This window comes from Leifsonia sp. Root112D2 (genome assembly GCF_001424905.1).
Taxonomy (GTDB): Bacteria; Actinomycetota; Actinomycetes; order Actinomycetales; family Microbacteriaceae; genus Root112D2.
Genome location: NZ_LMCU01000001.1, coordinates 479,600 through 503,118 on the forward strand (window position 1 = coordinate 479,600; position 23,519 = coordinate 503,118).

At 66.7% G+C, this 23,519-nt stretch carries 22 protein-coding genes and 2 pseudogenes; 3 read left to right on the forward strand and 21 right to left on the reverse strand.

Annotated elements, in window-relative coordinates; translation table 11 throughout:
- Positions 1-115 precede the first annotated feature (115 nt).
- The 3 genes and pseudogenes from ASC63_RS02150 to ASC63_RS16830 form a co-directional block, all read right to left on the reverse strand.
- Positions 116-724 carry a class I SAM-dependent methyltransferase gene (locus ASC63_RS02150; RefSeq protein WP_327063320.1) on the reverse strand — a complete coding sequence of 203 codons (609 nt, stop codon included), beginning with the start codon at positions 722-724 and terminating at the stop codon, positions 116-118.
- 574 nt (positions 725-1,298) lie between these two features.
- Positions 1,299-1,775 (reverse strand): SbtR family transcriptional regulator, encoded by a 477-nt coding sequence (locus tag ASC63_RS02155; RefSeq protein ID WP_235492333.1) that lies wholly within the window; start codon positions 1,773-1,775, stop codon positions 1,299-1,301.
- A gap of 39 nt (positions 1,776-1,814) precedes the next feature.
- A pseudogene (locus ASC63_RS16830) lies at positions 1,815-1,961 on the reverse strand (hypothetical protein); the annotation flags it as partial.
- A 145-nt stretch (positions 1,962-2,106) separates the two neighbouring features.
- Here ASC63_RS16830 and ASC63_RS02160 point away from each other — a divergent pair.
- Positions 2,107-2,718, forward strand: a complete 612-nt coding sequence (locus tag ASC63_RS02160; RefSeq protein WP_055809313.1) for an NADPH-dependent F420 reductase — start codon at positions 2,107-2,109, stop codon at positions 2,716-2,718.
- A gap of 57 nt (positions 2,719-2,775) precedes the next feature.
- Here ASC63_RS02160 and ASC63_RS02165 read toward each other — a convergent pair whose 3' ends face one another.
- The 7 genes and pseudogenes from ASC63_RS02165 to ASC63_RS02190 all read right to left on the reverse strand — a co-directional run bounded on the left by ASC63_RS02165 (position 2,776) and on the right by ASC63_RS02190 (position 7,046).
- Positions 2,776-3,678 carry an AlkA N-terminal domain-containing protein gene (locus ASC63_RS02165; RefSeq protein WP_055809316.1) on the reverse strand — a complete coding sequence of 301 codons (903 nt, stop codon included), beginning with the start codon at positions 3,676-3,678 and terminating at the stop codon, positions 2,776-2,778.
- On the reverse strand, positions 3,675-4,307 hold the full coding sequence (locus ASC63_RS02170; RefSeq protein ID WP_055809318.1) for a methylated-DNA--[protein]-cysteine S-methyltransferase: 633 nt from the start codon (positions 4,305-4,307) through the stop codon (positions 3,675-3,677). The genes ASC63_RS02165 and ASC63_RS02170 overlap by 4 nt, the downstream gene beginning before the upstream one ends.
- Positions 4,307-4,837 carry an RNA polymerase sigma factor gene (locus ASC63_RS02175; RefSeq protein ID WP_055809321.1) on the reverse strand — a complete coding sequence of 177 codons (531 nt, stop codon included), beginning with the start codon at positions 4,835-4,837 and terminating at the stop codon, positions 4,307-4,309. Before ASC63_RS02175 ends, ASC63_RS02170 begins: the two co-directional genes overlap by 1 nt.
- Before the next feature lie 52 nt (positions 4,838-4,889).
- Positions 4,890-5,387 carry a methylated-DNA--[protein]-cysteine S-methyltransferase gene (locus tag ASC63_RS02180; protein ID WP_055809324.1) on the reverse strand — a complete coding sequence of 166 codons (498 nt, stop codon included), beginning with the start codon at positions 5,385-5,387 and terminating at the stop codon, positions 4,890-4,892.
- Between the two features lie 84 nt (positions 5,388-5,471).
- Positions 5,472-5,633: pseudogene (locus ASC63_RS16775) on the reverse strand (SRPBCC domain-containing protein); the annotation flags it as partial.
- A 57-nt stretch (positions 5,634-5,690) separates the two neighbouring features.
- On the reverse strand, positions 5,691-6,233 hold the full coding sequence (locus ASC63_RS02185) for a dihydrofolate reductase family protein (protein WP_055809326.1): 543 nt from the start codon (positions 6,231-6,233) through the stop codon (positions 5,691-5,693).
- Positions 6,234-6,410: 177 nt separating this feature from the next.
- Positions 6,411-7,046: a hypothetical protein gene (locus tag ASC63_RS02190; protein WP_157487548.1), complete on the reverse strand. Its 636-nt coding sequence runs from the start codon at positions 7,044-7,046 to the stop codon at positions 6,411-6,413.
- Positions 7,047-7,325: 279 nt separating this feature from the next.
- Between ASC63_RS02190 and ASC63_RS02195 the strand changes: the two genes are divergently transcribed.
- The gene (locus ASC63_RS02195) at positions 7,326-7,676 is read left to right on the forward strand and encodes a VOC family protein (RefSeq protein WP_055809331.1); all 351 of its coding nucleotides are present in this window, start codon (positions 7,326-7,328) and stop codon (positions 7,674-7,676) included.
- 76 nt (positions 7,677-7,752) lie between these two features.
- On the opposite strand, the gene ASC63_RS02200 is transcribed toward ASC63_RS02195, so the two are convergent.
- Positions 7,753-8,250, reverse strand: coding sequence for a MarR family winged helix-turn-helix transcriptional regulator (locus tag ASC63_RS02200; protein ID WP_055809333.1), 498 nt, complete (start codon positions 8,248-8,250; stop codon positions 7,753-7,755).
- 108 nt (positions 8,251-8,358) lie between these two features.
- On the opposite strand from ASC63_RS02200, the gene ASC63_RS02205 reads away from it, so the two are divergent.
- Complete coding sequence (locus tag ASC63_RS02205) at positions 8,359-8,991, forward strand: NADPH-dependent F420 reductase (protein WP_055809336.1); 633 nt, start codon at positions 8,359-8,361, stop codon at positions 8,989-8,991.
- Between the two features lie 72 nt (positions 8,992-9,063).
- Here the strand turns inward: ASC63_RS02205 and ASC63_RS02210 are convergent, their stop codons facing one another.
- The 10 genes from ASC63_RS02210 to ASC63_RS02255 form a co-directional block, all read right to left on the reverse strand.
- Positions 9,064-10,062, reverse strand: a complete 999-nt coding sequence (locus ASC63_RS02210; protein WP_082487061.1) for an ABC transporter permease — start codon at positions 10,060-10,062, stop codon at positions 9,064-9,066.
- On the reverse strand, positions 10,059-11,030 hold the full coding sequence (locus ASC63_RS02215; RefSeq protein WP_055809340.1) for an ABC transporter permease: 972 nt from the start codon (positions 11,028-11,030) through the stop codon (positions 10,059-10,061). The genes ASC63_RS02210 and ASC63_RS02215 overlap by 4 nt, the downstream gene beginning before the upstream one ends.
- Positions 11,027-12,658 carry a sugar ABC transporter ATP-binding protein gene (locus ASC63_RS02220; RefSeq protein ID WP_235491730.1) on the reverse strand — a complete coding sequence of 544 codons (1,632 nt, stop codon included), beginning with the start codon at positions 12,656-12,658 and terminating at the stop codon, positions 11,027-11,029. Before ASC63_RS02220 ends, ASC63_RS02215 begins: the two co-directional genes overlap by 4 nt.
- Before the next feature lie 132 nt (positions 12,659-12,790).
- A complete protein-coding gene (locus ASC63_RS02225) occupies positions 12,791-13,867 on the reverse strand; it encodes an ABC transporter substrate-binding protein (RefSeq protein WP_055809343.1) in 1,077 nt (358 codons plus the stop codon).
- Positions 13,868-13,977: 110 nt separating this feature from the next.
- Complete coding sequence (locus ASC63_RS02230; RefSeq protein ID WP_055809346.1) at positions 13,978-14,763, reverse strand: DeoR/GlpR family DNA-binding transcription regulator; 786 nt, start codon at positions 14,761-14,763, stop codon at positions 13,978-13,980.
- A gap of 72 nt (positions 14,764-14,835) precedes the next feature.
- The gene (locus ASC63_RS02235) at positions 14,836-15,477 is read right to left on the reverse strand and encodes a recombinase family protein (protein ID WP_055809349.1); all 642 of its coding nucleotides are present in this window, start codon (positions 15,475-15,477) and stop codon (positions 14,836-14,838) included.
- A gap of 80 nt (positions 15,478-15,557) precedes the next feature.
- A complete protein-coding gene (locus tag ASC63_RS02240) occupies positions 15,558-16,298 on the reverse strand; it encodes an ABC transporter ATP-binding protein (RefSeq protein ID WP_055809353.1) in 741 nt (246 codons plus the stop codon).
- Entirely contained in the window at positions 16,298-17,263 is a 966-nt protein-coding gene (locus ASC63_RS02245) for an ABC transporter ATP-binding protein (RefSeq protein ID WP_082487064.1), read from the reverse strand. The genes ASC63_RS02240 and ASC63_RS02245 overlap by 1 nt, the downstream gene beginning before the upstream one ends.
- Positions 17,260-19,983 carry an FtsX-like permease family protein gene (locus ASC63_RS02250; RefSeq protein ID WP_055809356.1) on the reverse strand — a complete coding sequence of 908 codons (2,724 nt, stop codon included), beginning with the start codon at positions 19,981-19,983 and terminating at the stop codon, positions 17,260-17,262. Before ASC63_RS02250 ends, ASC63_RS02245 begins: the two co-directional genes overlap by 4 nt.
- On the reverse strand, positions 19,983-23,435 hold the full coding sequence (locus ASC63_RS02255) for an FtsX-like permease family protein (protein ID WP_055809359.1): 3,453 nt from the start codon (positions 23,433-23,435) through the stop codon (positions 19,983-19,985). The genes ASC63_RS02250 and ASC63_RS02255 overlap by 1 nt, the downstream gene beginning before the upstream one ends.
- Positions 23,436-23,519 lie beyond the last annotated feature (84 nt).

The window sequence follows — 23,519 nt, forward strand, 5'->3', positions numbered from 1 at the left end:
GGCGCGTGGAAGATGAGGCGGTTTCCGAATGGGTCGGGGACGGTCAGGTCCTCGCCCCAGGACTGTTGGTCAAGGCCGATCCGCAACGGATAGAGAGAACTCGAAAGTCGATCCTTCAGCGGTCGCCCCGGCGTCGGGCAATAATCGCAGCCTGAGACCGCTGACCAGCAGTTTTCCTGACGTGTGATTCGATCACGTCGAAGCCAGTCGCTGTCAGCTCTTCGCTGAGGGCCTCCACGGACCACCGATATGCCGGCGTGACCGCGTGAGCGAACTCCTCAACCACAGGGCCTTCGAAGAACCCGATCAACAGCGCGCCTCCAGGCTTGAGTACTCGGCTGAACTCCTGAAGCGGAACCCGGATTGCGTCGGGCTCGTGGTGGATCAGGGAATACCAGGAGAGAATCCCGCCAATGGAACCGTCTCTGACGTCGAGGGCGTTGAGGCTGCCGGTTGTGAACGGTACGTCGGGGTAGGTGCTTCGCGCACGCTCGATGAACTCGGGCACTAAATCAATGCCTTGGGCAGAAAGGCCTCGTTCGATAAGGAAGTTCGTCCACTGACCGGGCCCGCAACCTGCATCGATGACGCTGCCCTTGACCTCATTGGCCCACGTTGATACAAGCCGACGATCTGAAGGGTGCACGGCGCTCATCGATCCGAAGAGCTCAATGTATTCAGCTGCACGGCGTGAGTATGCGGCGCTGGCCCCGTCGTCGATCACGCGATCGAGTTTACGCACGGCTGATACACGTGCCCGATAGACGGACGAACAGCGGGCGCTTCCGCTCGAACACCGGGATCCGCTGGTTAATCAAGATGCGGGTGTCGCATATAGCCCGCCCGTAAGGGATTCTCACTCAGCTACCTCAAACGCAACAGCCTGGAGGCGTGGTTCGGACAGGTATCAACTGGAGGCGAATTTGACAGACGAAGCCCCGGCTCACCATCGCGGTGAGCCGGGGCTTCGAGCAGTTGTTGTTACTGCCGCGAATCAGTGCCTACTGGCAGCTGTCGCACTGCAGCATGTCCATGGGGTCGACGGGAACTGCATAGCCGCCAACACTGTCGTTTTCGTAGTCCATGATGGCCTCCCTGAGAAGTTTTGATGTCGAAACGGTGTCGGCCGCTTCTTCCGCCCTTGCGGTGGTTCTCCACTATATAACGTGAATGACACTCTTGTCATTCCACTACATGTAGTGTTTTGAACTTTTTTCCAACTAATTTCAGATTAGCCCGCACCACCGACATTGACTGAGGATGCGCCGCACCATTTCGCCGCAGGCGACCGCCGCGATTCAGTCTGTTGTGTTGAGCTGAACCATCGCGTCGTAGAGCTGTTCGTCCGTCATCGGCGGCTCGGGGATCGGATGCGCCCGCTCCGTTCGGTACGCATCGAGCATGAGGTGAAGCTGACGTCGCCAGGCGTTGGGCGCAGCAAGACGCGTGGCATCGATCACCCGGCCGTTGAACCAGATGAGGTTGACGATGTCAGCGAGCGTGATGTCGGGGCGCGCCTCGCCGGCCTCTTGCGCACGGGTGAGCACGTGCTCGATTTGTCGACACATCTCGTCATGGATGCGCTCGGTCTCCGCGCTGCCGGGGAAGCGTCGGGAAAGGAAGTCGTTGAAACCCCTGTCGCCTGCCTGTACCCGAAAGAGGTTTTCCAGGTAGTCGGCGAACGCTTCCCAGGGATCGTCGTGCTGCATTGCTTGCGTGGCACCGCCGAGAAATTCCTCGAGCTGGGGCTGAAAGGCGGCCAGAAGCAGATCCATCCGCGTAGGGAAGTGGCGATAGAGCGTTCCGATGGCAACACCCGCGTCGCGAGCGATCTTTTCCAACGAGGCGTCCACTCCGCGAACAGCGAACTCGCGCCGCGCCTCGGCGATGAGCCTGTCATGGCGCTCTTGGGCGCCTCGCCGACGGACGGTCGGCGCTGCTGTGATCCCTCTGATTTCCACCTGGCCAATCTACTCCAAAAGGTGGGAATACCTGAGGCACCCCTCCGGTTGCATCCCACTACCGGAGGGGTGCCTCAGTCATTTGCAAGAAGCAAGCATCCAGAACCCCTCGATGAATCGAAATAGATACGACAAGGAGCACACAATGACCACAATCAGCATCATCGGCGCGGGGAACATGGCCGCGGCCATCGGCACTCGAGCAGTGAAGCACGGCCACACCGTCGAAGTGATGGGCCGCGACGCAGCCAAGGCTCAAGCCCTTGCTGACCAGATCGGCACCGGCGCGACCGTCGGTACGTTCGGCGCACGACCGGCAGGTGACATCGTCTTCCTCGCCGTTCTTTACGCGAGCGCCGTCGACGTCGTCACGCAGTACGGCGACGCGCTGGCCGGCAAGACCCTCGTCGAAATCACCAACCCGTTCAATGCCGATGCAAGCGGTGTTGTCACCACGCCCGGTAACTCGGCGACCGAGCAGATTGCCGCCGCGGCCCCGGAGAGCACAAAGGTCATCAAGGCGTTCAACACGGTCTTCGGCGGTGTGCTCGAAGCCAAGGCGCCGCTGGACGTGTTCTTCGCCGGGGGCGACCCGGCGTCGCGCGCGCAGGTGGCAGCATTCCTGGAGACACTGGACATGCGACCGCTTGACGCCGGCGGGCTTGAGACAACGCACGCCCTGGAGTGGGCGGGCATTCTCCTCATGGGCCTCGCGCGCAACGGCAGCGGCTTCGGAACCTCATTAGGGACGAAGTAAGCACGAGGGGCGCGGCCACCGTGATCTGAGCGAACACCCACGCGACTCGCTCTCGCCTCACACGTCGTACGCGGCGTGCGTCCACAGGTGAAAGACCGCGTAGGCGCGTAGCGGGGACCAGGCGGCGGCCCGTTGCAGAACCGCGGCGGATGTCGCGACGCCCAGCGCACGCCGCAAGACCAGGTCACCGGCCGGGCACGCGTCGCGGTCGCCGAGCGCGCGCAGGGCAAGATAGTCCACCGTCCACGGCCCGATTCCGGGCAGCGCAAGCAGCCGCGCCCGCGTGTCGACATGATCGCCGTCCGGGGCGATGTGCAGTCCGCTCGCGCAGGCCTCGGCGAGCGCGTGCACGGTGCGGGAGCGCGCGCCGGTGAGGCCGATGGCCTTCTGCAGCTGATCGGGGGTGGCAGCCGCGAGGCGGGCCGGCGTCGGGAAGGTGTGCAGGGCATCCGCCCCTGCTCCCGCTCCCGCCGCCGCGTTCGACGGCCGGGCATCGGGCACCGGCGTGCCGTAGGCCGCCACGAGCCTGCCGGCGAAGGTGCGCGCTGCGGCGAGCGAGACCTGCTGGCCGAGCACCGTGGTGACGGCCGTCTCGAAACCGTCGACGCTGCCGAGCACCCGCAGCCCTGGGCGGGCGCGCACGAGCGGCGCGAGCAGCGGGTCAACCGAGAGCGCCGAGCCGATGCGGGCCGGCTCGGCATCCAGGTCGAGCCAGCGGCGCACGACCGAGACTACCTCGGCGAGCGCCATCGCATCCGCCGTATCGACGGACGCGTCGACGCGCTCGGAGGCGATCGAGACCGTCGTCGGCACCGGGCCGCGCGAGGTGGAGATGAGCCGCGTGAGCGTGCCGCGCACGGCATCCGCTCGCTCGAGGCCCGGTACGGCGTGGGCGACGATCGCCGCCAGAACGGATGCCGCGGCGTACGGCCCCGTGAACTCCAGTTGCCGGGTGCTCACGCCGCGTGCTCCAGCGCGAGCAGCAGTTTCTTGGCCTCAGGGCCGCCCGCGTACTGCCCGATCGACCCGTCGCTGCGCACCACGCGGTGGCAGGGCACCACGAGGGGAAGAGGGTTGGTGGCGCACGCCGTTCCCACCGCCCGCACGGCCCGGGGGCTGCCCGCTGCCAGTGCCATGGCGCCGTAACTGGCGGTGGTTCCGTAGGCGATGCTCGGAAGTTTGCTGAGCACCTCGCGCCGGAAACCCTTCGAGAGCCGCCAGTCGAGGGGCAGATCGAACGCCGTGCGTCGTCCGGCGAAGTATTCGTCGAGTTCCCGCGCAACAGCATCGAGGCGCCCCGGCGAGCGCAGCAGGCGTGGGCTGATCCGCTCGCTGAGCAGTTCGAGCACGCGGTCATGGCTCTCTCGTTCGAAGGCGACCCGCACGAGCCCCGCCTCGGTGGCAGCCAGCAGCACCGATCCGACGGGCGTGTCGATGGTTCGATAGGCCACATCGAGAATTCCCGCGGCCTGCGATTCGCGCTCAAGGCGCGCGTGCAGGTGTCGCAGCGTTTCGGCGTCGCGAGTTGGCAGCGAGCCGAAGATCTCGGCGGCGTTGCCGGTCTGGTTCGGGTGTTCGGTGCTGGTCATCATGCGTTCTCTCCCTCGGGATAGCTGCGGCGCAGCGCGGCGATGCCGTCGGCGGATGCCCGTCTCGCGGCATCCGCGGAGCCACCGAGAATGGTGGCCGCCTCGGCATACGGAAGCCCGACGAGGTAGTGATAGGCCACAGCCTCGCGCTGCTTGAGTGGGAGTGCCCTCAGCGCGTTCCACAGGTCGCCGTCCCAGCTGGTACTGGACTCCGGCCCCGCCACCACGCCGCCGCCGACCACACCGGATGCCTCGCCGGCACCATGCGCGCCCACCAGCTCCACGTCGTCAACGGCCACCGGCGCGCGACCGCGCGCCCGTGTCACGTCGATGGCCTTGCGATGCGCGATGGTCACCAGCCAGGCCTGCACGTTGCTGCCGGGTGGCAGCGATGGATACGCGGTCATCGCAGAAAGGAACGTCTCCGACCACGCGTCGTCGGCATCCACCGGCCCGAGAACGGCCCGGCAGACGCGCAGCACCGTTTCACCGTGCTCGGCGACGATGTCTTCGAAGGGTTTCACACTCACATCCTGTAGACGCGCAGCGCGAACGATTCGTGAGGTGCGCAGGCGAAAAGCATCAGAACAGGGCCGGCGCCCTGCGTTCGACCGGTGTCTCGAGGTCGAGCAGGAACCGTTTGCGCGCGAGCCCGCCGCCGTAACCCGTGAGGCTGCCGTCGCTGCCAATGACCCGGTGACACGGCACCACAATGCTGAGCGGATTTCTGCCGTTCGCCGCGGCGGCCGCGCGAATGGCCAGCACGTCACCGTATTGCTCGGCCAGATGCAGATAAGACCAGGTTTCTCCATAGGGGATGCGTGTCAGCAGCTGCCAGATCGCGCGCTGGAACTCGGTGCCGTGCGGCTCAAGCTGCAGCTCGAACTCGGTGCGCTCCCCCGCGAAGTACTCCGCGAGCTGCGCGGTGGCCGCCTCGAAACCGTGAGGGTCGCGTGCGCCGAAGGTCGCGGCATCCGGCTGGTGGCGGTGCTCCTGCATATAGATGGCCGTGAGCGCGCTGCCGTCGCCCACCAGCGTGAGCGGGCCGATGGGCGAGTCGATCACGGTGTGCGTCACCATGGGAGCCTCCAGCTGTCTCCACCTACGCTATCGCCGCCGGCGTAAACGTCGCCAACGTGATCGCTGCGGCGCAACGACTTTGGGCTAGCTGCGCTCGGTGATCGTTTTGACACTCTGCACGAGGCTGTCCCACATGCCCTGTGAATGGGCTGCCGCTTCGGGGCTGCCGTTGTTGTCCTGAGCGAGTGTGAGCCGGGTCGAGTCATCGACCTCCTCGAGCGTCCAGGTGAGTGTGTGGTAGTTCTCCGGAACGTCGTCTTCACCCGTGAGTGGGCTGAAGTGGGTGGCGACTACGGAGGGCGGCTACGAGCTGCTGACCGGGACGTAGCGCTCGGCCCGCACCCCTGAGGCGAATTCGGTGGTCCCGACGAGCTGCAGGTCGAGCGGCTCACCGAGACCCTCGAATAGCCGGGGACCGTGGCCTACGAGTGTCGGGTACACGACGAACTCGTACTCGTCGATGAGACCGGCGTCGGCCAGAGCGCAAGGCAGCGTGACGCCACCGACGTAGAGCCCGTCGCCCGGCTGCTCCTTCAGCTTCCTGACCGCCTCGACGGGGTCACCGTTCAGCGCCTCGGTATTCCAGCCGTCTGGTTCACGTGTGCTCGACACCAGGTACTTCTTGGCCGCGTTGATCGACTCCTCGAACGGCCGCATCCACGGCGGCAGGTCTTTTGCGGTACGCCAGAACTCCATCAACTCGTAGGTGGTGCGGCCGAGGATGATCGCGTCGGCACGGGCAATGGTCTGCGCCGCGTGGTTGTGAGATTCCTCGTCCGGCGTGCCGGCCATGTGGTCGACGCAGCCGTCGAGCGAGACGTTGATCGAATACCGCAGAGGTCGCACCCACCCAGACTGCCACGGCGCCCATGCATCCGCTATGTCTGAAACCCCTCCGACCGTCTGAGCCCGACCGCCGAACCGGATAGCGAAGAAACGGATAACGCGCTTCGCCGGCAGAAGTTGGTGCCCGGGGCAATCTCTACTCAAGTGACTGCATCCCAAGCGTGCCTTTCGAACCTTCTAGACGGCTTGCGGTCCGCCCCAGGATTCGGGCCAGGTGCCAGGGTCGATTTCACTGCGCTGCCCGAGGCAGTTGGTGGCCCACTCGGCCTGCCAAAGGTCGTCGAGGAATGCTGCACGTTCTTCCCGTTTTGCGCGATCATCATCGGGAGCCGGTAGAAGTCCGGCTCGACCAAGGTCCACGGCCGCGCCGACGGCATCCGCAAGGCTTGGCGCGACGGCTCGAGGCCGGTCGGGCCAGCTCGCGTCGATGACGGTGCCCGACCGTTCCGGCACTGCGTCGACCGCTGCCTGGTACCACCCCTCCTGCGCGACCGGGATCCACGCACTACTCCACTGCCACGGTTCCGTCTGCCGGAACAACGCGACGTACTCAACGATCCTGCCCGCGCTCAGAAGCGGACCACAATCGAGCGTTGGCCACCATTCACCATGTGCTGGCTGCCCATCGCGCCAGCGCAGGAGTACCTCGAGCTCGGCTGGGAGCGGCATTGGCCACGCTGCGGCCCGCATGGCTGCAAGAGCCTCGTCGCCGACCGGTCCTCGCAGATTTCCCCACAACGCCGGCGCCAATGACGGCAGTTCCAGTTCGACCCGGCGCAGAGTCTCGGCCATCCGGGCGCCACGATCATCCATGCGTCGATTCACCCACGGAACCGTCACTCGCGACAGCCCCTCTTCACGTCACGTCACGTCACGTCACGTCACGTCACGTCACGGTAGATCGAAAACCGTCTTCTTCTCTACGCCGACGCGCCGACGCGTCGACCGCAACTTCGATCGTGTCCCGCTGAGCGTTGGCTGAGTGGGGCGCTCCCTTGGCGTACGCGTTCCACGCGATCCTGGCCCGATTCGTGCCGGCCCGGATTGCTCTCGCATCCCGACACGGCACGACTCTGGTGTCAGACTTGAACGATGAAAGCGGTAGAGGCGATCACCAACCTGCACACCGACGACGTCGAGCGGGCGAGGGAGTTCTTTGAGTTCCTCGGGCTGACCGAAGAGGGAATGAACCAAGGGTGGGTGGCCCGGTTCACCTCCGCGGATTCGGGCGCGTGCGTCCAGGTCGTGACTCGAGACGCGACAGCTCCGGAGGACTCCGTCATGACCATCAAGGTCGATGACGTCGATGCCGCGTATGAAGAAGCGCAACGACGTGGCTATGAGATCGTTTACCCGATAACCGACGAGCCGTGGGGCATTCGTCGATTCTTCGTCCGGAGCCCTGATGGACACGTGATCAACGTCGCCCGGCATCGCTCGTGATCGAAGGCTGCACTTCGGTCACTGCACTCCCCCACTGAGAGCGACCTCATGCGTCGGCGCCCGGCGGACCAGCCGCTCAGGCGTGCTCGGCCTCGTTCGAGAGCACCTCGAGCCGGTTTGTGGGGTCGAGCGACCGCAACACGGTCTCGGATATCTCGCCCAGCTGCCGCACCTGTTCGTCGCTGAGCACGTCGATGACATGCTGGCGCACCGTGGCGACGTGACCAGGCGCGGTGGCCACCACCTTCTGCCATCCCGTCTCGGTGAGATGCGCCAGCGTGGCTCGCCGGTCGTCGGGGCAGGGCAGCCGTTCCACGAACCCTCGCGACTCGAGGCGAGCCACCACATGGGAGAGGCGCGGCAGGGTGGCGTTGACGTGCGCGGCCAGAGCGGACATGCGCAGGGAGTGCTCTGGGGCCTCGGAGAGCATCGCCATAAGAAAGTACTCGAAGTGGGTGAGATCGGCGTCGCGTTGCAACTGGGTATCGAGCGTGCCCGGCAGCAGTTGCACAACCCCGACCAGGCGCAGCCAGGCGTGCAACTGGTCTGAGGTGAGCCATCGAACGTCGTCCATGCACCAATACTATCGCGGTTACTTGACGCTACAACTAAATGGGGGTATCTTTTAGTTGTCTTTACAACCAATCGGATCGGGTCACCCGATCGAAAGGAATCGAACCTCATGAGCACACTCACCATCATCGGCTCCGGAAACATAGGCACGGCCGTCGCCGGCATCGCTACCGCGGGCGGCAACAGCGTGCAGATCCTCTCCCGTGACCTGCAGCACGCACAGGCCGCCGCCGAGTCTGCGGGCTCCGGTGCCACGGCAGGCACGCTGGGCGATGCCCTCACCGGCGACATCGTCGTGCTCGCCATTCCGCACCCGGCCATCGACGAGGTTCTCGCCACGTACTCGGGCGCACTCGATGGAAAGACCATCGTCGACGTGACCAACCCGCTCGACTTCTCGACGTTCGACAGTCTCGTAACACCGGCGGATGCATCCGCAGCGGCACAGATTCAGGCGACAGTTCCCGGCGCCCGCGTGCTCAAGGCGTTCAACACCACCTTCGCGGCGACCCTGGCCACGCGCTCGGTCGGCGGAGAGAACACCACGACCGTGCTCATCGCCGGTGACGACGCGGAGGCGAAGGCCGAGCTCGCCACCGTCGTGACCGACGGCGGCCTCAACGCGGTCGACGCCGGATCGCTCAAGCGTGCCCGTGAGTTGGAGTCCGTTGGCTTCCTGCAGCTCACCCTCGCGGCCGGCGAGAAGATCCAGTGGACCGGCGGATTCGCACTCGTCAACTAGTCACACCTCATGACTGTGGCCGCCCTGAGCATCTGCTCACGGCGGCCACAGTGGTTCTCACGGCGTCTGGCGTCAGAGCCGCTGTGTGCGCGAGAGCACCGTCTGGATGATCACCACCACCGCCAGGAACACGCCAGAAACCACCGACTGCACCGAGGAGCTCAGCGAGCCCACCTGGTTGATGAGATTCTGAATCACGCTCAGCAGCAGAACACCTGCCACCGTTCCGATGAGATTGCCGCGCCCGCCGGTCAGCAGTGTGCCGCCAATCACCACGGCCGAAATCGCGCTGAGCTCCATGCCGACACCCACTGTCGGCACACCGGATGACGAGTACGCGGCATTAAGCGCGCCGGCAAGCCCCGCGCACAGCCCGCTGATCACGTAGACCGTGAAGTGCACGCGGGCCACCGGCAGACCCATAAGAGTTGCCGCGTTCTCGGATCCACCAATAGCCAGAATCGACTGGCCGCCCGCCGAGCGGGCCAGCAACACGGTTCCGATCACGACGACGACAATCGCTATGACCACCGGCCACCGGATGCCCACGAAGCCGCCCTGCCCGAGGCCATTGAGGGCGGCATCCTTGATCAGCGGGGTGTTCGATCCTCCCGCCGTAATAGCCAGCACGAGCCCGCGCACCCCGAGCAGCCCGGCCAGCGTGACGATGAAGGGGGCCATCTTGCCGTATGCCACGAGGAAGCCCTGGATCGCACCTATCGCGCCGCACACCACCAGCGGCAGCAGCAGCCCGCCGAGCAGGCCCCAGGTGGAGCCGTATGCGGCGAGCACGCCGCCGAGTGCGAACACGGAGCCGACCGAAAGGTCGATGCCGCCCGTGAGAATCACGAATGTCATGCCGACCGCGACGATCAACAGAAAAGAGGATTGCGTGGCGATGTTGGCGAAGTTATACGCGGTAGGGAATGTGGGAAAGGCGATACTGCCCACGACGAGCAGGATGACGAGCACCATTGCCGCGCCGTAGCTCTGGAAGAGCGCCGCGAGCCGCTCTCGTCCAAGCTGACTATTGGTGACGGGCCCGGCCTCGGGCTCTACGGTGACGCTCATCGCACCGACCTCTTTCCGCGTTGGATATATACCGCGACGAGAATGATCACGGCCTGCGCGATCTGCGAATACGCATCCGGCACATTGTGTTTGATGAGGGTGGCGCTGATGAACTGCAGTAGCAGCGCGCCTGCCACCGTGCCGACGACCTTCACCTGGCCGCCCGTCAGGGGCGTGCCACCGATGACGACGGCGGTGATAGCGGAAAGCTCGATGAGATTGCCGAGCGTCGATGGCACGGATGCGCCGAGCCTGGCCGTTCCTATCACCCCGGCGACGGCGGCCAGCCCTGCGGCGAGAACGTATGTGATGAGGAGGATGCGCTTGACCGGCAGCCCGGCCAGCTCCGCCGCCCTGCGGCTGCCGCCTATTGCCATCAGCTGCTTGCCGAAGGTCGTCTTGTTCACCAGGATCGCCACCCCGAGCACCAGCACGAGCGCGATGAGAACGCTGTAGGGAACTCCGGCGATCGAGTCACGGCCGAGCGCCAGGATGCCCGGGTCTATCACCGACTTCAACTGCTCGTTTGCCACGAGCAGTGCGATGCCACGCCCCGCCACCATGAGCGCCAGGGTCGCCACGATCGGCTGCACCCCGATGAAGGCGATCATCGCTCCGTTGATCACGCCTATCACCGCACCGATGGCGATGGCGATGAGCACGGCGGGAACGAATCCGTAGCCGATATAGAGAGGTATGACCGCGGCGGCCAGCGCCATGACGGCGCCCACCGAAAGGTCGATGCCCTCGGTTCCGATCACGAGCGCCATGCCCAGCGCCACGATCAGCACAGGAACGACCTGCACGAACTGGGTGCGGAAGTTGTCGATGGCGAAGAAATTGGGCGTGAACAAAAGGTTGTAGATGAGCAGCAGGGCGAGGGCGAAATACACGCCGTATCGCTGAATGTAGCCACGCACGGCGCCGCGCTGCGGCAGCACCGTCGTCACGGCAGCGGTCTGGCTCATGCCGTCTCCCCCACGTCTTCTCGCGCAGCGTCATCGCTGTGCGGCTCGTTCCTGTCGCCGGCGAGTGCCGCGAGCAGGTGTTCCTCGTCAACGTGCACGCCCGTCAGCTCGGTCTCGACCTGGCCGTCCCGCAGCACTATCACGCGTGCCGATCCTTCGACGACCTCCTCAACCTCCGAGGAGACGAGCACGATGGCGAGCCCCTCGCCGGCGAGTTCGTCGATGAGTGCCTGCACCTCGGCCTTGGCACCGACATCGATGCCGCGGGTCGGTTCGTCCAGCAGCAGCACCTTGGGGCTCATCGCCAGCCAGCGCGCGATCATCACCTTCTGCTGGTTGCCTCCCGAGAGTTCTGAGACGATCTGATCGGCACTGGAGGCCTTGATGTGCAGTCGCTTCATGAACACGTCGACGACGGCATCCTGCTTGGCACGAGAGGTGAAACCGCCGCGCGAGAGCCGCGGCAGCGCGGCCAGCACGATGTTGTCGCGCACCGAGAGATTGGGCACGATGCCCTCGGCCTTGCGATCCTCCGGCAACATCACAATGCCGGCCCGGATGGCGGCGGGCACGCTTCCGCTGCGCACCACGCGGCCACCCACCTTCACCTCGCCCCGATCGAGCTGCATCACGCCAGACATGGCCTTGAGCGTCTCGGAGCGACCCGAGCCGAGGAGCCCGCCGAGGCCGACGATCTCTCCGGGCCTGATCTGCAGATCGATGCCCTCGATCTGGTGTTTGCGGCTCAGCTTCGAGGCGATGAGCACGGGTGGTGCGTCGCTCGAGGTAGCGGCGCTGAACGCGGTGACACCGTTGCGCCCGGCCTTCTCGACAGATCGCCCGAGCATGAGCGAGATCAGCTCCACGCGGGGCAACTCGGCGAGCGAGCCGGTGTGCACAACCTTGCCGTCGCGCAGCACCGTGACGCTGTCGCAAACCCGGTAGATCTCATCCATTCGATGACTCACGTAGACAATCGCTATGCCCTGCTCGCGCAGCATGCCGATGACCGAGAACAGCGTCTCAACCTCGCGGGCCTCGAGGGAGGAGGTGGGCTCGTCCATAATCACGACGCGGGCGTTGATGCTGACCGCGCGGGCGAGGGCCACCATCTGCTGTATGCCGAGCGCCAGGCTGCGCAGCGGCCGACGCACGTCAACCTGGATGCCGTAGGTCGTCAGCAGCGTGCGCGCATCCGCGTACATGCGACGAAAGTCGATGAGGCCAAGCCGCGTCTTCGGTTCGCGGCCCAGAAAGATGTTCTGCGCCACCGACATGAGCGGAACCAGGTTGACCTCCTGGTAAATGGTGCTCACACCGGCGCGCTGCGCGTCGAGCGGCCGGGCGAAGGCAACGGCGTTCCCGCCGAAGCGCAGTTCACCCTCATCGCTCTGATAGACGCCCGTGAGCACCTTGATGAGCGTCGATTTTCCTGCGCCATTCTCGCCCATGAGCGCCAGGCTCGCGCCCGGTGCAAGCGAGAAGTTCACGGAATCGAGGGCGGTGACCCCGGCGAACCGTTTGGTCACCGCTCGCGCCTCCAGTACGGGCACCTGGGCTGCATCGGTTGTGGGCGTGGCTGTCGCAGACATTCCTGCCCCGGCGGAGGTCGTGGACTCCTTCGTCACACTGGGCCTTTCTCATGCAAGTCGTGAACGGTCTGGTCGTGAACGGCGTGGCCGATGAACTGTGTTGTCGATGAAGTGCCGGCGTGCCGGCGACCGTCCCCCGGCGGTCGCCGACACACCGAACCGAGGATGCTAGAACGCGGAGTCGACCTTCGCTGCCGCGTTGGAGGAATCGTACTCGGAGTCTTCGATCACGATGTCCTGACCCACCGGGTCACCGGCGAGGAAGGTCTTCAGCGTGGCGAAGGCGAGCGGTCCGAAACGCGGGTTCGACTCGACGACACCGTTGTATGCGCCGGCGACGATCTGCGAGACGGCATTCTTGGTTCCATCGACAGAGTAGATCTGAATGTCCTTGCCCGGTGCCTTGCCTGCGGCGATGATGGCCGCCTGTGCGCCGAGGCCCATCTCGTCGTTCTCGGCGTAGATCGCCGTGATGTCGGGGTGCGCCTGCAGCAGCTGTTCGGTGACCGACTGGCCCTTGTCACGGGCAAAGTCACCCGTCTGCTGAGCGACGATCTTGATGTCGGGCGCCTTGGCGGCAATCTCGTCCACGAAGCCCTTGGTGCGGTCGGTGGTCACACCGTTACCGGAAGAGCCGAGCAGAATCGCCACGTTGCCTTTGGAATCTGTGCCCTTGATGAGCTGGTCCGCGGCACGCTTGCCCTGCTCCACAAAGTTCGATCCGAGAAAGGAGACATAGTCGGTGCAGGCCGTGGCGTTGAGCTTGCGGTCCACCGTGAGCACCGGAATGTTCTTGTCACGAGCCGCCTTAAGCGCCGGCTCGAGGCCATCCGAGTTGAGCGGGGCGACGATGAGCACCTGCGCGCCCTGGGCGATGAGGTCCTGGATGTCTGAGATCTGCTTGGAGAGCGTCGACTGCGCATTGGTGTGAATGAACTTCTTCACGCCGATCTTCGCGGCCTCGTCGGTGATCGACTGGGTCTCCGCAATGCGGAACGGGTTGTCTTCCTTCTCCGACTGGGAGAAGCCGACGACAGCATTCTTCAGATCGATCTTCTCGCCCTTGTAATCGGCGAGACTGCAGGTGGGACCGTTGGACTGCTTGACCTTCTGCGCCGTGTCGGCCGAGTTGCTGGTCTTGCCGGTCGATGTACCGGTGTTGGTGCACCCGGTGAGGGCGAGGCCGAGAACGGCAACCGACGCGGCTACCCCGAGCAGGTAGCGCGATGTGCGTTTGGTGTTCATGAAGAACCAACTTCCTTGTTGATGCGGTGAGGAGCAATTCGGCAAGCACCGAAACGCTCAAAACATAGCAACGGAATTCAGAAAAGAAACTCCGCCTCAACAGATTGTTGCTAAATCGTGTCCAAAAGTCCAGCGGCGGGCGCAATATGCACCATCACACCCCGGGCAGAGAAGGCGTCGAGCTGTTCGGCGGGGGCCGCGGCATCCGTCACCAGATGCGCTATCGACTCGGTTGCGACGGTTTGAATCGCCGAGCGGATGCCGACCTTCGTGTGGTCGGCCAGCACCACGACGCGGTTGCCTGCCGCCGCCATGGCCCGGTCCGCATCCGCCACCGTCAGGTTGGGCGTCGAGAGTCCGAAATCGGCGACAAGGCCGTTGCCGGAGAGGAAGGTGCTGTCGGCGTGGATGCCCCGCAACGTGCGGTTGGTCGTCTCCCCGACGAGCGCCAGAATCGGCGCACGAAGGGTGCCCCCGGTCATGATCACCTGGTTCTCGACCGAGCCGACGAACGCCTCGGCAACGGGAAGCGAGTTCGTGATGATGGTGAGCCCCGTGCGATCGTGGAGCTGCCCGGCGAGCGCCTCCGTTGTCGTGCCCGGACCCACGATGATGACGTCACCATCGTGCACAAGGCCCGCCGCCAACAGCCCGATGGCCCGCTTCTCGCTCATGGCCTGGCCGGCCTTCTCGGCATATGGGGATTCGCGTGACGGTGGCCCGGCAATCGCCCCGCCATGCGTGCGCGTGAGCAGCCCGGCCGAGTCGAGGTAGTCGAGATCACGACGCACCGTGACGGCGGATGTCTCGAGGCGCCTGGCCAGGGACGTGATGGCGACAGCCCCATCCGCGCGCACGGATTCGAGGATCAACTGACGTCGCTGCGCTGCAATCACAGCCCCATGCTACAAACGGATCGTCAGAAAGTGATCACTTTTGATCAATTCCATCCTGAAGAGCATGCCCCGCTACTCGATCAACGGCATGAAAGCTTGCGCGGAGGGCGAGGCGGCTGCTGAGATCGTTCTCTGGCCGTCATCCGCCGATTTCTCGCTGTTCTCTTCTTCGAGAACACGGTAGATCGTCGCCCGGGACGTGCCGAGTTCCTGGGCGATCTCCCGAACCGTCGCGCCTTGCTCCCGCAAGAGCAGCACGCGCTCAACGTTGGTCTGCGAAAGCGCCCTCGGCCGACCACCGACGCGCCCGCGTGCCCGCGCCGCGTAGACGCCCACCATGGTGCGCTCGCGCACGAGGTTGCGCTCGAGCTGGGTGAACGCGTGCACGATGGTCAGCAATGCCTTGCCGTCGTCTCCCGAGGTGTCCAGCTCCTCGACGATGGATGCGACGCCGACGCCACGACGCCCCAGCAGTTCCAGAAGCGACAGCACATTCGACAGCGTGCTGCCCAGGCGGTCGAGCCGCCACACGACCAGAGTGTCACCCGCCGCGATGGAATCGAGAGCCTCGGTGAGTTGCGGACGGGTCGGCGTTGAGCTGTTGGGGCTGATGTCCTCGAAGACGCGTTCGACCCCATGCTTGCGCAGCAGATCACGCTGAAATTCCGAGCTGTGCTCAAGCGGGTCGACCCAGACGTAACCGACCGTCGTCATTGCGCAGATCACCTCGTCAGAGCATCAAAGGCCCGCTCAGGTGGCGTGGGCCCGAATGCACGAAATGGTATCACCTGCGCTCAAGAGACCACCCTGCCGTCGGCCAGGCGCACGGTGATGTCGGCCAGGGCCTGCAGCTTCGGGTCGTGGGTCGAGACAAGAAGGGTCATCCCTTCGGAACGCACCAGCGAGATCAACAGCTGCATGATCGCGGCGCCGGTGTCGGCATCCAGCTGCCCCGTTGGCTCGTCGGCTATCAGCAGGCGTGGCGAGTTGGCCAGGGATCGCGCTATAGCCACCCGCTGCTGTTGGCCGCCCGAAAGCTCCGCCGGTCGCTGCGCCGCATGGGCCGAGAGACCGACGAGGTCGAGCAGGTCAGCTACCCGCCGCTCGCGTTCGGCGGCATCGACCCTGCGCAGCCGCAGCGGCAGGCCCACGTTCTCAGCCGCCGACAGCATCGGCAGCAGCCCGAAGGTCTGAAAGACGAACGCCAGCTCATCGCGGCGCAACGCCGTGCGTGCACGCTCGTCGAGGGCGCTGACCTCGATTCCGTTCACGCTCACCCGGCCCGAACTCGGCGCATCCAGGCCGCCGATGCAATTGAGCAGTGTGGTCTTGCCCGATCCGCTTCGGCCCACAAGAACCACGAGAGCACCACGCGGCACGGTGAAGGAGACGTCTCTCAGCGCATGCACCTCGCCGGCGGCGGAGGCATAGCTGCGACTCAGATTCTCCACCACGACAACCGGGTCACCGTCGACCGCGGCCGCCCCCGAAAATGTCGCCGCGGCGCCGGATGCCTGTGCCAACGCATCCGCCATCATCGCTCACCGCCCTGCTTGTTCTCTGCCTTCTTCTCGCTCTCGCCCGGCCAGACTCCCACGTGATCCGACTCGAGCTCAAGCCGCACACGATGCTTGAGGCCGAGCGAGGCACGAAAGTCGGCGGGAAGCTGCAGCCGCCCCGCCCGGTCGAGCACCGCGAATTCCTCGGCGACCAACGAGGAGGCGCCGGTCTCGTCGAGCAGGGTGCGTCGGAGCGTCTCAGAGGAAGTGCGGCCGTCGCGGATCGCCACCGTGCGCTGCACCTGACCGGAGACCTCCGCGTCGTGCGTGACTATCACGACGGTCGTGCCGAGCTCGGTGTTCGCCGCACGCAACGCGGCGAACACCTCGTTGCCGGTCGCACTGTCCAACTCGCCGGTCGGCTCGTCGGCAAACAGAACGCGCGGGCGGTTGGCCAGCGCCACGGCTATCGCCACACGCTGCTGTTCGCCACCGGAGAGTTCGCCGGGGCGGCGGTTCGCCTTGGCGCCCATGCCCATCGCGTCGAGAAGGCCTGCCGTGCGCGCACGCCGGTCGTTCGCCCGCACACCGGCGAACGACATCGGAAGCGCGACGTTCTCTGCCGCGGTCAGATAGGGCAGCAGGTTTCGCGACGTTTGCTGCCAGATGAAACCCACGACGTGCCTGCGGTAGTCCAGCCGCTCGGCCGCAGACATGCGCAACAGGTCCCTCCCCGCCACGTGCGCCCGGCCAGCGGTGGGAACATCGAGCCCGGAGAGCACGTTCAGCAGCGTCGATTTTCCCGAGCCGGATGCCCCGATGATCGCGATCATCTCGCCGGGATCGACGAGCAGGTCGAGGCCCTGTAGCGCCTGCACCTCGATCTGGCCCACCTGGTAGATGCGCACGACGTTGTCGCACACAATCAGCGCATTCGCCCCGTATTCGGGGTTTGCCGTCGGCATCCCGCTCGGCGCATCCATCGTCGTCGACTTCGTCATACCGTCTCTCCAACCCGTAGAACCTCACTCAGGCGATCACGCCGATGAATCACGAACTCGGCCAGCATGGCCAGCACAAGCAGCACCGCGGTGCCGCCGACGACGGCCGCTATTACCGCGGGCGAGATGCGCAACGTCGGGGTATCCAGCCCTCCGGCGAGCACATCCAGGCCGAGCGACGGCCCCAGAGCCATGACGGTGCCGATACCGGCGATGATGCCACCGACGACGGCCGCGAGAACCACGGGAGCGACGTCGGCCAAGGCGAGCCATCGGGTCGCTCCCCTCCCCACTCCGAGGGTGCGCAGCAGCGACAACGCACGCACCCGACTTCGGGTACCGGCGATAACGCTCGCCACCAGTGCCATCACCGCGAGCAGCGCGACGGCGCCGACCGAGAGCAGCATCACGTCACCGACCCCTGTCACAAGCGCGAAGTGGCGGCGTTCCTTCAGCCAGTCGACGCGCGTGTGAATGTCGCTTCGGTCAACGTCGAGCATCGCGGCCGCTCGCGGCGCGCCCGGGCCCATCGCCAGCAGACTGTTCGCGGTGAGCGGCTCGGGCATGCGCGCCGAGAGTGCCTGCAGGTCCACATAGAGATACGGGCCGTCCAGATAGCCGTCGGGTGCGGCATCCACGACACCCACCAGCTTCAGTGGTATGTCACTGTCACCGACATGCACGACGAGCTTCGTCGACACGAGCTGGGAGGCCAACTCGGAGTCGACCACCGCGGGCAGCGGTTGCGATGCGGATGCCGCGCCCAACTTGCGCAGGCCGCCCAACTCGGGTGCGGGCACCGTTTTCGATGCCTTCGCGGCGCTCGCGAGCACATCGGCGTATCCGCCGTCCACCGCGAGAAGGGCGCCGATCGCCAGACTCGGGCCGGCCCGAACGTCCACCCGCTTGGCCACGTATGCCGATCCGGCCGCGGTCACTCCGCTCGCGTGGGCAACCCGGGCGACCTCGTTCGGGGTCACCGGCGCCTCGACCCGCACCTCTGCTCCGATGCGCTGCCAGGATGCCTGCTCTTGGCCGGAGCGCACCGTGTCGATGAGCAGACCGCCGCCCACCGCCAGGGCCACGGAGAGCGTCAGGGCCAGCAAGGGCAGCACCGCGAGGCCACCGCCCGCCCGTGCGGCACCGAGAATCCCCAGCGCGCCCCGGGAACGGCGCCCCAGCGCCGCCACCGCGCGCATGACCCCTGGGTACAAGCGCAACACGACGAGACTGATGACGAGGGCGAGCAGGAGGGGGGCCGCGAGCAGCAGTGGATCCACGGCATCCGTACTGGTCTCCAACAGCCCTCGACCGCGCAGCGAGACGAGTGCGCCGGCCGCGAGCGCGACCACACCCAGCTCGATGACGAGGCGCCGGCTCGCGGCGCGTGCCCGAACCTTGGCTCGGTCCTGCCGGTTGGCCGGCTCGCGCCGCCCGCGCCAGAGACCGCGCGCCAGCATGACCGACTGCAGCGGTGTCGCGAGAACCGCGATCAGCAGCACCACGCCGAGCATGAACGCATCCGGCCTGTCGCCGGCAAAGAGTAGCGCGGCCAAGCCGAGTCCAAGCGCCCCGCCGACAATCGTGGCGAGCACGGACTCCACCGCGGCGCGAATCGCCATTGAGGCCAGCGATGCCCCCCGCGCACGTTCCAGCGCAAGCTCGCCCGCCCTGCGCACAACGAGCAGTCGGGAGAAGAGCAGGATGACCGTGGCCGCAGCGCCGAGCACCCCCGCTACCATGAGCGACATCTGCGCGACGGCAGCCCGCGCCTGGCGCGGGTAGTCCGAGAGCGCATCGACGAACTCGGAATTGACGCGCAGCGCCACCGTGGAGTCGCCCGCGAGCCTCGCCGTGTCTGCCGGAAGCCCGGCCACCTCGTCGGAGACGCGCGCCTCGAGTGCGTTCGTGAACGCGCTCGGATCCAGCCGCAGCCGGATGGTCGCATCCAGCGGTTCGATGAAGAGTGCCTCGGAGCGCCCGATTCCCTCGGCAGTGGCGAACAGCGTGAGTGAGTCACGCGAGGGACCGCCGGCCGCGACGCCGTCTGGCGCGGCGAGAATGCCCACGACGATGAAGCGCCGCACGCCGGCCGCTCCGCCGGGCTCGGAGGGCGGGAGGGGCGCCTCGAACACGCTGCCCAGACCGACGGGCGATGTCTTCGCCCCCGCAGCCTGCGCCGCAGCCTGCGCCGCAGCCCGCGCCTCGGCCGCAGAGACGACTACCTCGATGGCGGAGCCGGCGCTCGCGCTCGCGTCTTCAGGCATGCGGCCCGTGACGAGCGGCAGGTGCACCGAGTCGGGCGTGAGCATTCCCAGTTGCACCGTGCGATGCGTGGGTGGCGCATCTCCAGTCGCCAGCGACGTCTCGAGTCGGGGGCTCAGCACCTCAACGCTGGAGGCCGCAAAGACCTGTTTCATCGCGGACGGGAGACGGCTCGGGATGTCGCGCGCCAGCTCGATCACCTGCTCGGGGCTCGCGTATCGCAGGGGGGTGCCGGGCTGCCCCACGGATGCCTGCACCAGAACGTCCGCGCGCGAACCGGCCGCAGACACCGCCTGCCGGGCGCCCTGGTCGACCGTGCCGATGAGTACGCCCGGAACCCCGGCCGTGAGCAGCACCGTGAAGCAGACGAGCAGAATCCAGCCGATGAGTAGCGCGAGGTCGCGGCGCGCACGCCGGCGCACCAGCACGCCGGCGGCAGCGAAGAGTGAGCGCATCAGGGCTCACCTCCCGCGCGCAGAAGCTCGGCGGGTTCGACGAAGCGCTGAACCCGGGCGACGAAGAGCACGACAAGCGCGAGCACGACCGCCACCGTCGCCACCAGCAGGGCGATTCCCGGCCACTCGACGCGCACCACGACGGCGGGCACCGGCGCGACACCGCTGGGCGAGACCGCCACGAGCGGGCCGACCAGCACCACGAGTAGAAGACCGATGGCCAGGCCGAATACGGTGCCGAGCAGGCACATCAGGGCCGATTCCGTCGCCACCAGGCCGACAAGCCCGCGGCGCGAGAACCCCAGCGCCCGCAACTGGGCGAGCTCGAGTCGGCGCGCCCGCAGCGTTGCGGTGCTGTGTACCGCGAAACCAATTGCCGCCAGCAGGGCGCTTGCGAGAATCGCGAGCCATAGTGCGGCCTGTGTCGCCACCCGAAGCGGTGACTGCTGCAGCTGCAGGGCGAGGGTCTCGGCGCTGACCGCCGGCGCGCTGCCGGCCGGCAGGTGCAGCGCGTCGAGGTATGCCTGCGCCGTGCCCGCGGGCACGTCCACCCACCATTCGTCTACCATCGCGCCGGTCACTCCGGCCTCGGCCAGGGCGCGGGCCAGCAGGGACTGATCGAGCACCACCGTGTCGCTGGGTGACACGGCTGCGGATGACACGGCCGACAGATCCGCAGCGCCGGCCGCCCCCGGAACCAACGGCGTCGTGCCGGCCACGCTGACGGTGACCGAGACACCCTGAATGCGCAGGCTCATCAGCGTTCCGGACGAGATGTTCAGTCGCTCGGCGAGCGCGTCGGTGACGACCGCGGGAACCGTGAGCTCGGGCATCCAGCCCACCACGGCGTAGCTCTGCGGAGCGGAATCAATGGTGCGCGGAATGACTGCGGGAACACTCAGCTGCCAGCCGTGGGGAACGCTCGGCGTCGACGCCTGGGAACGGGGATCCTCCGTGCTGAGGGCGTGCCACTGCACACCCGCGGGCACGCTCACCGGCTCGGAGACGAAGGTCGGGTCGACCGGATCATCGCCGACCTCGGCCTTCTGCTGCGCGGGGTCGGGGTGCAGCACCGCCAGGCCGCCCACGAGAATATTCGCCGCAACCGGCGTCGCGGCGGCCCGGTAGTTCTCGGGCGTGACCACAACCACGGATGCCTGCAGGCCGACGATGCGCACCCCTCGCGTCGCCTGCGTGTCACCCGGCGCCCTCGGCATGAGCCCGCGCACCTCATGAGCGCGGCCATCGACGGGCACCCGCCCGAGGCCGATGGTGCTCAGCAAGCCCTCGGCGTTCTCGACCATCGCGCTTACCTCGGCCGCGACGCCGGGGAGCGCATTGGCCTCGTCGCCGATCTGCACCGTCGCCGTCACGCCGCGCACGTCGCCCGGCAGTGTCACACCGCCCGACGCCTTCGCCGTGCTGCTCAGGCCGCTCATGATGCTCGAGCCGCCCTCGTCGCTGAGTCGACCACGGTCGAGCAGTCGCCGGGCCGAGGGTGTCAACGCCAGAATCTGCGTGGGAGCGCCGCCCGAGGCATCCGTCTGGGAATCGTCGCCGGAGACCAGGTGCCCGCTGCGACGCATTACCGGCTGCGGCTGCGCCACGGCGCCGTGCGCGAGCACCGATTCCTGCGTGCTCGCCGCACCGGCGACGGCCGGCACGCGCACCGGGGGGCCTACGGCGAGCGAGGCCTGATCCACCTGCGCCTGCCGCCAGGTGGAGAGAAAGGAGATGCCGAAGACGCCGACGGCGAGGGTCAGACTCAGAAGCAATACCGCTGCCGTCGCGCGCTGGGCCCGACGTCCGATCTCCCAGGCAGCCAGCGAAACGCCGATGCCGCGGGCGCGTGCGCCGAGACGCTCGATCAGCCGGGAGGCGGCAGGGATGAGCCGCATGCACACGAGGGTCGCGGCCACCAGAACGAGCGCAGGCCCGGCTGCCAGAACGGGGTCGACGGTCAGCGAGCCGTCGGCGCTGACCGGCGAACGGTACTGCTGCAGCTGCCAGAATGCCACCGCGGCCAGCACGACGAGCACCAGATCGAGCCCCGAACGCATCATTCCGGATGCCGCGCCCTGGCGCCCCTTTGCCTGCTCGCCCTCGACGAAGGTGCGCGAGCGCCGCAGCAGTGGTGCCACAAGCACCCCCACGAGCACTATCGCTATAGCGCCCGCCGTTGCCCAGCTGAACGCGGGCAGGCCTGCCTCGGCGGGCATGCCGGCGGCCACCATCGGCGGCAGCGCCGCGAGAAGACGGTAGACGAGCATCGCGAGCAGGGGGCTGGCCGCCACGGTGACGGCGCCGATCAAACCCGCCTCGAGTGTCGCCAGGCCAAGGATGTGAGCCCGGGAGGCGCCGCGCGAACTCATGAGCCGACGCTCCCCCGCCCGCGCGTCGGTGAACAGGCGTGCCGTCTGGGCCATGGCCGCGATGGCCAGAACGACGAGCAAAAGGCTCACGACCACGACGGTGGAGCGGGTGACGGCCAGGCCGGTGGCGACCGCACCGACGGCATCCGCCACCGCGGAGGCGACGTATACGCCGCCGGCCGAGGTGCCGATGTGACTGGTGACGATGTTGTCGACGGAGGCGAGCCGATGCTGAAGGGACCCCAGCTCATCGACCGTCGCGCGGTCGAAGTGCGGCAGATACTCGATGTCGAGAAACGACGCGGGGATCGAGCCCGCCGCGAGGCCGCCGGATGCCATCACCAGCGGACCGAAAGCATTGGTCGGAACGTAGAAGCTGACGCCCGGTTTCGGAAAGGCGGGATCGCTTCCGGCTCCGCTGAGGGTGTCCCGTGACCAGTAGTGCCCGTGCGGGGCCTTCGCCGCGTAGAGGCCGACGATCTTCACCGTCACCGGAGCCGAGCCTGCGTTCACGGTGACCGTATCGCCGACCGCCAGGGCGAGTCTCTTCGCGGCGGCGGCGGGCAGCGCCACCTGAATCGGAGAGCCCGGAGCGGCCTTCCGGGCCCACACTCCAGCGCTCAGTGTGGCGTGCGACTCGATATCGTCGATCTCGCCGAAGTATGCGAGCGCGGGCAACTGCGGCGTCGACAGCGCGGGAACATCGGACAATTTCGAGAGCGCGATGCCTGCCGAGGTGGCCGTGGCCGCCGGACCGAGCACCGTCTCAATCGCCTTCGTCGCATTGGCCCGGCTGTTCGCTATGGCGCCGTGAGGGCTGAGAATGCGCACCTCAAGCATGCTCTGCGCACTCGGCACTGCCGCGAGCGCGCCACGGACACCGCCCTGTTCGGTCGCCGTCACGAGCAGGCCCAGGCTCACGATGAGCGTGCTCGAGAGCACAGCCACGGCGACCACGGCAATGAGCAGCCGCCACTGTGCCCGTGTGCGGCGCAGCGTCACCGCGACAAGCCACGAGGCAGAGAGTCGGAAGGAGGTGCGGGTGCCGTCAGATTCGGCCCGCGTCGCCTCGTGAGTCACGCGTCTCAGGATAGCCCCACCGGTGCACGCCGCCCGTCAATATCCGTCTTCCACTATGCGGTCAACACGTTGAAACCGGCCTGT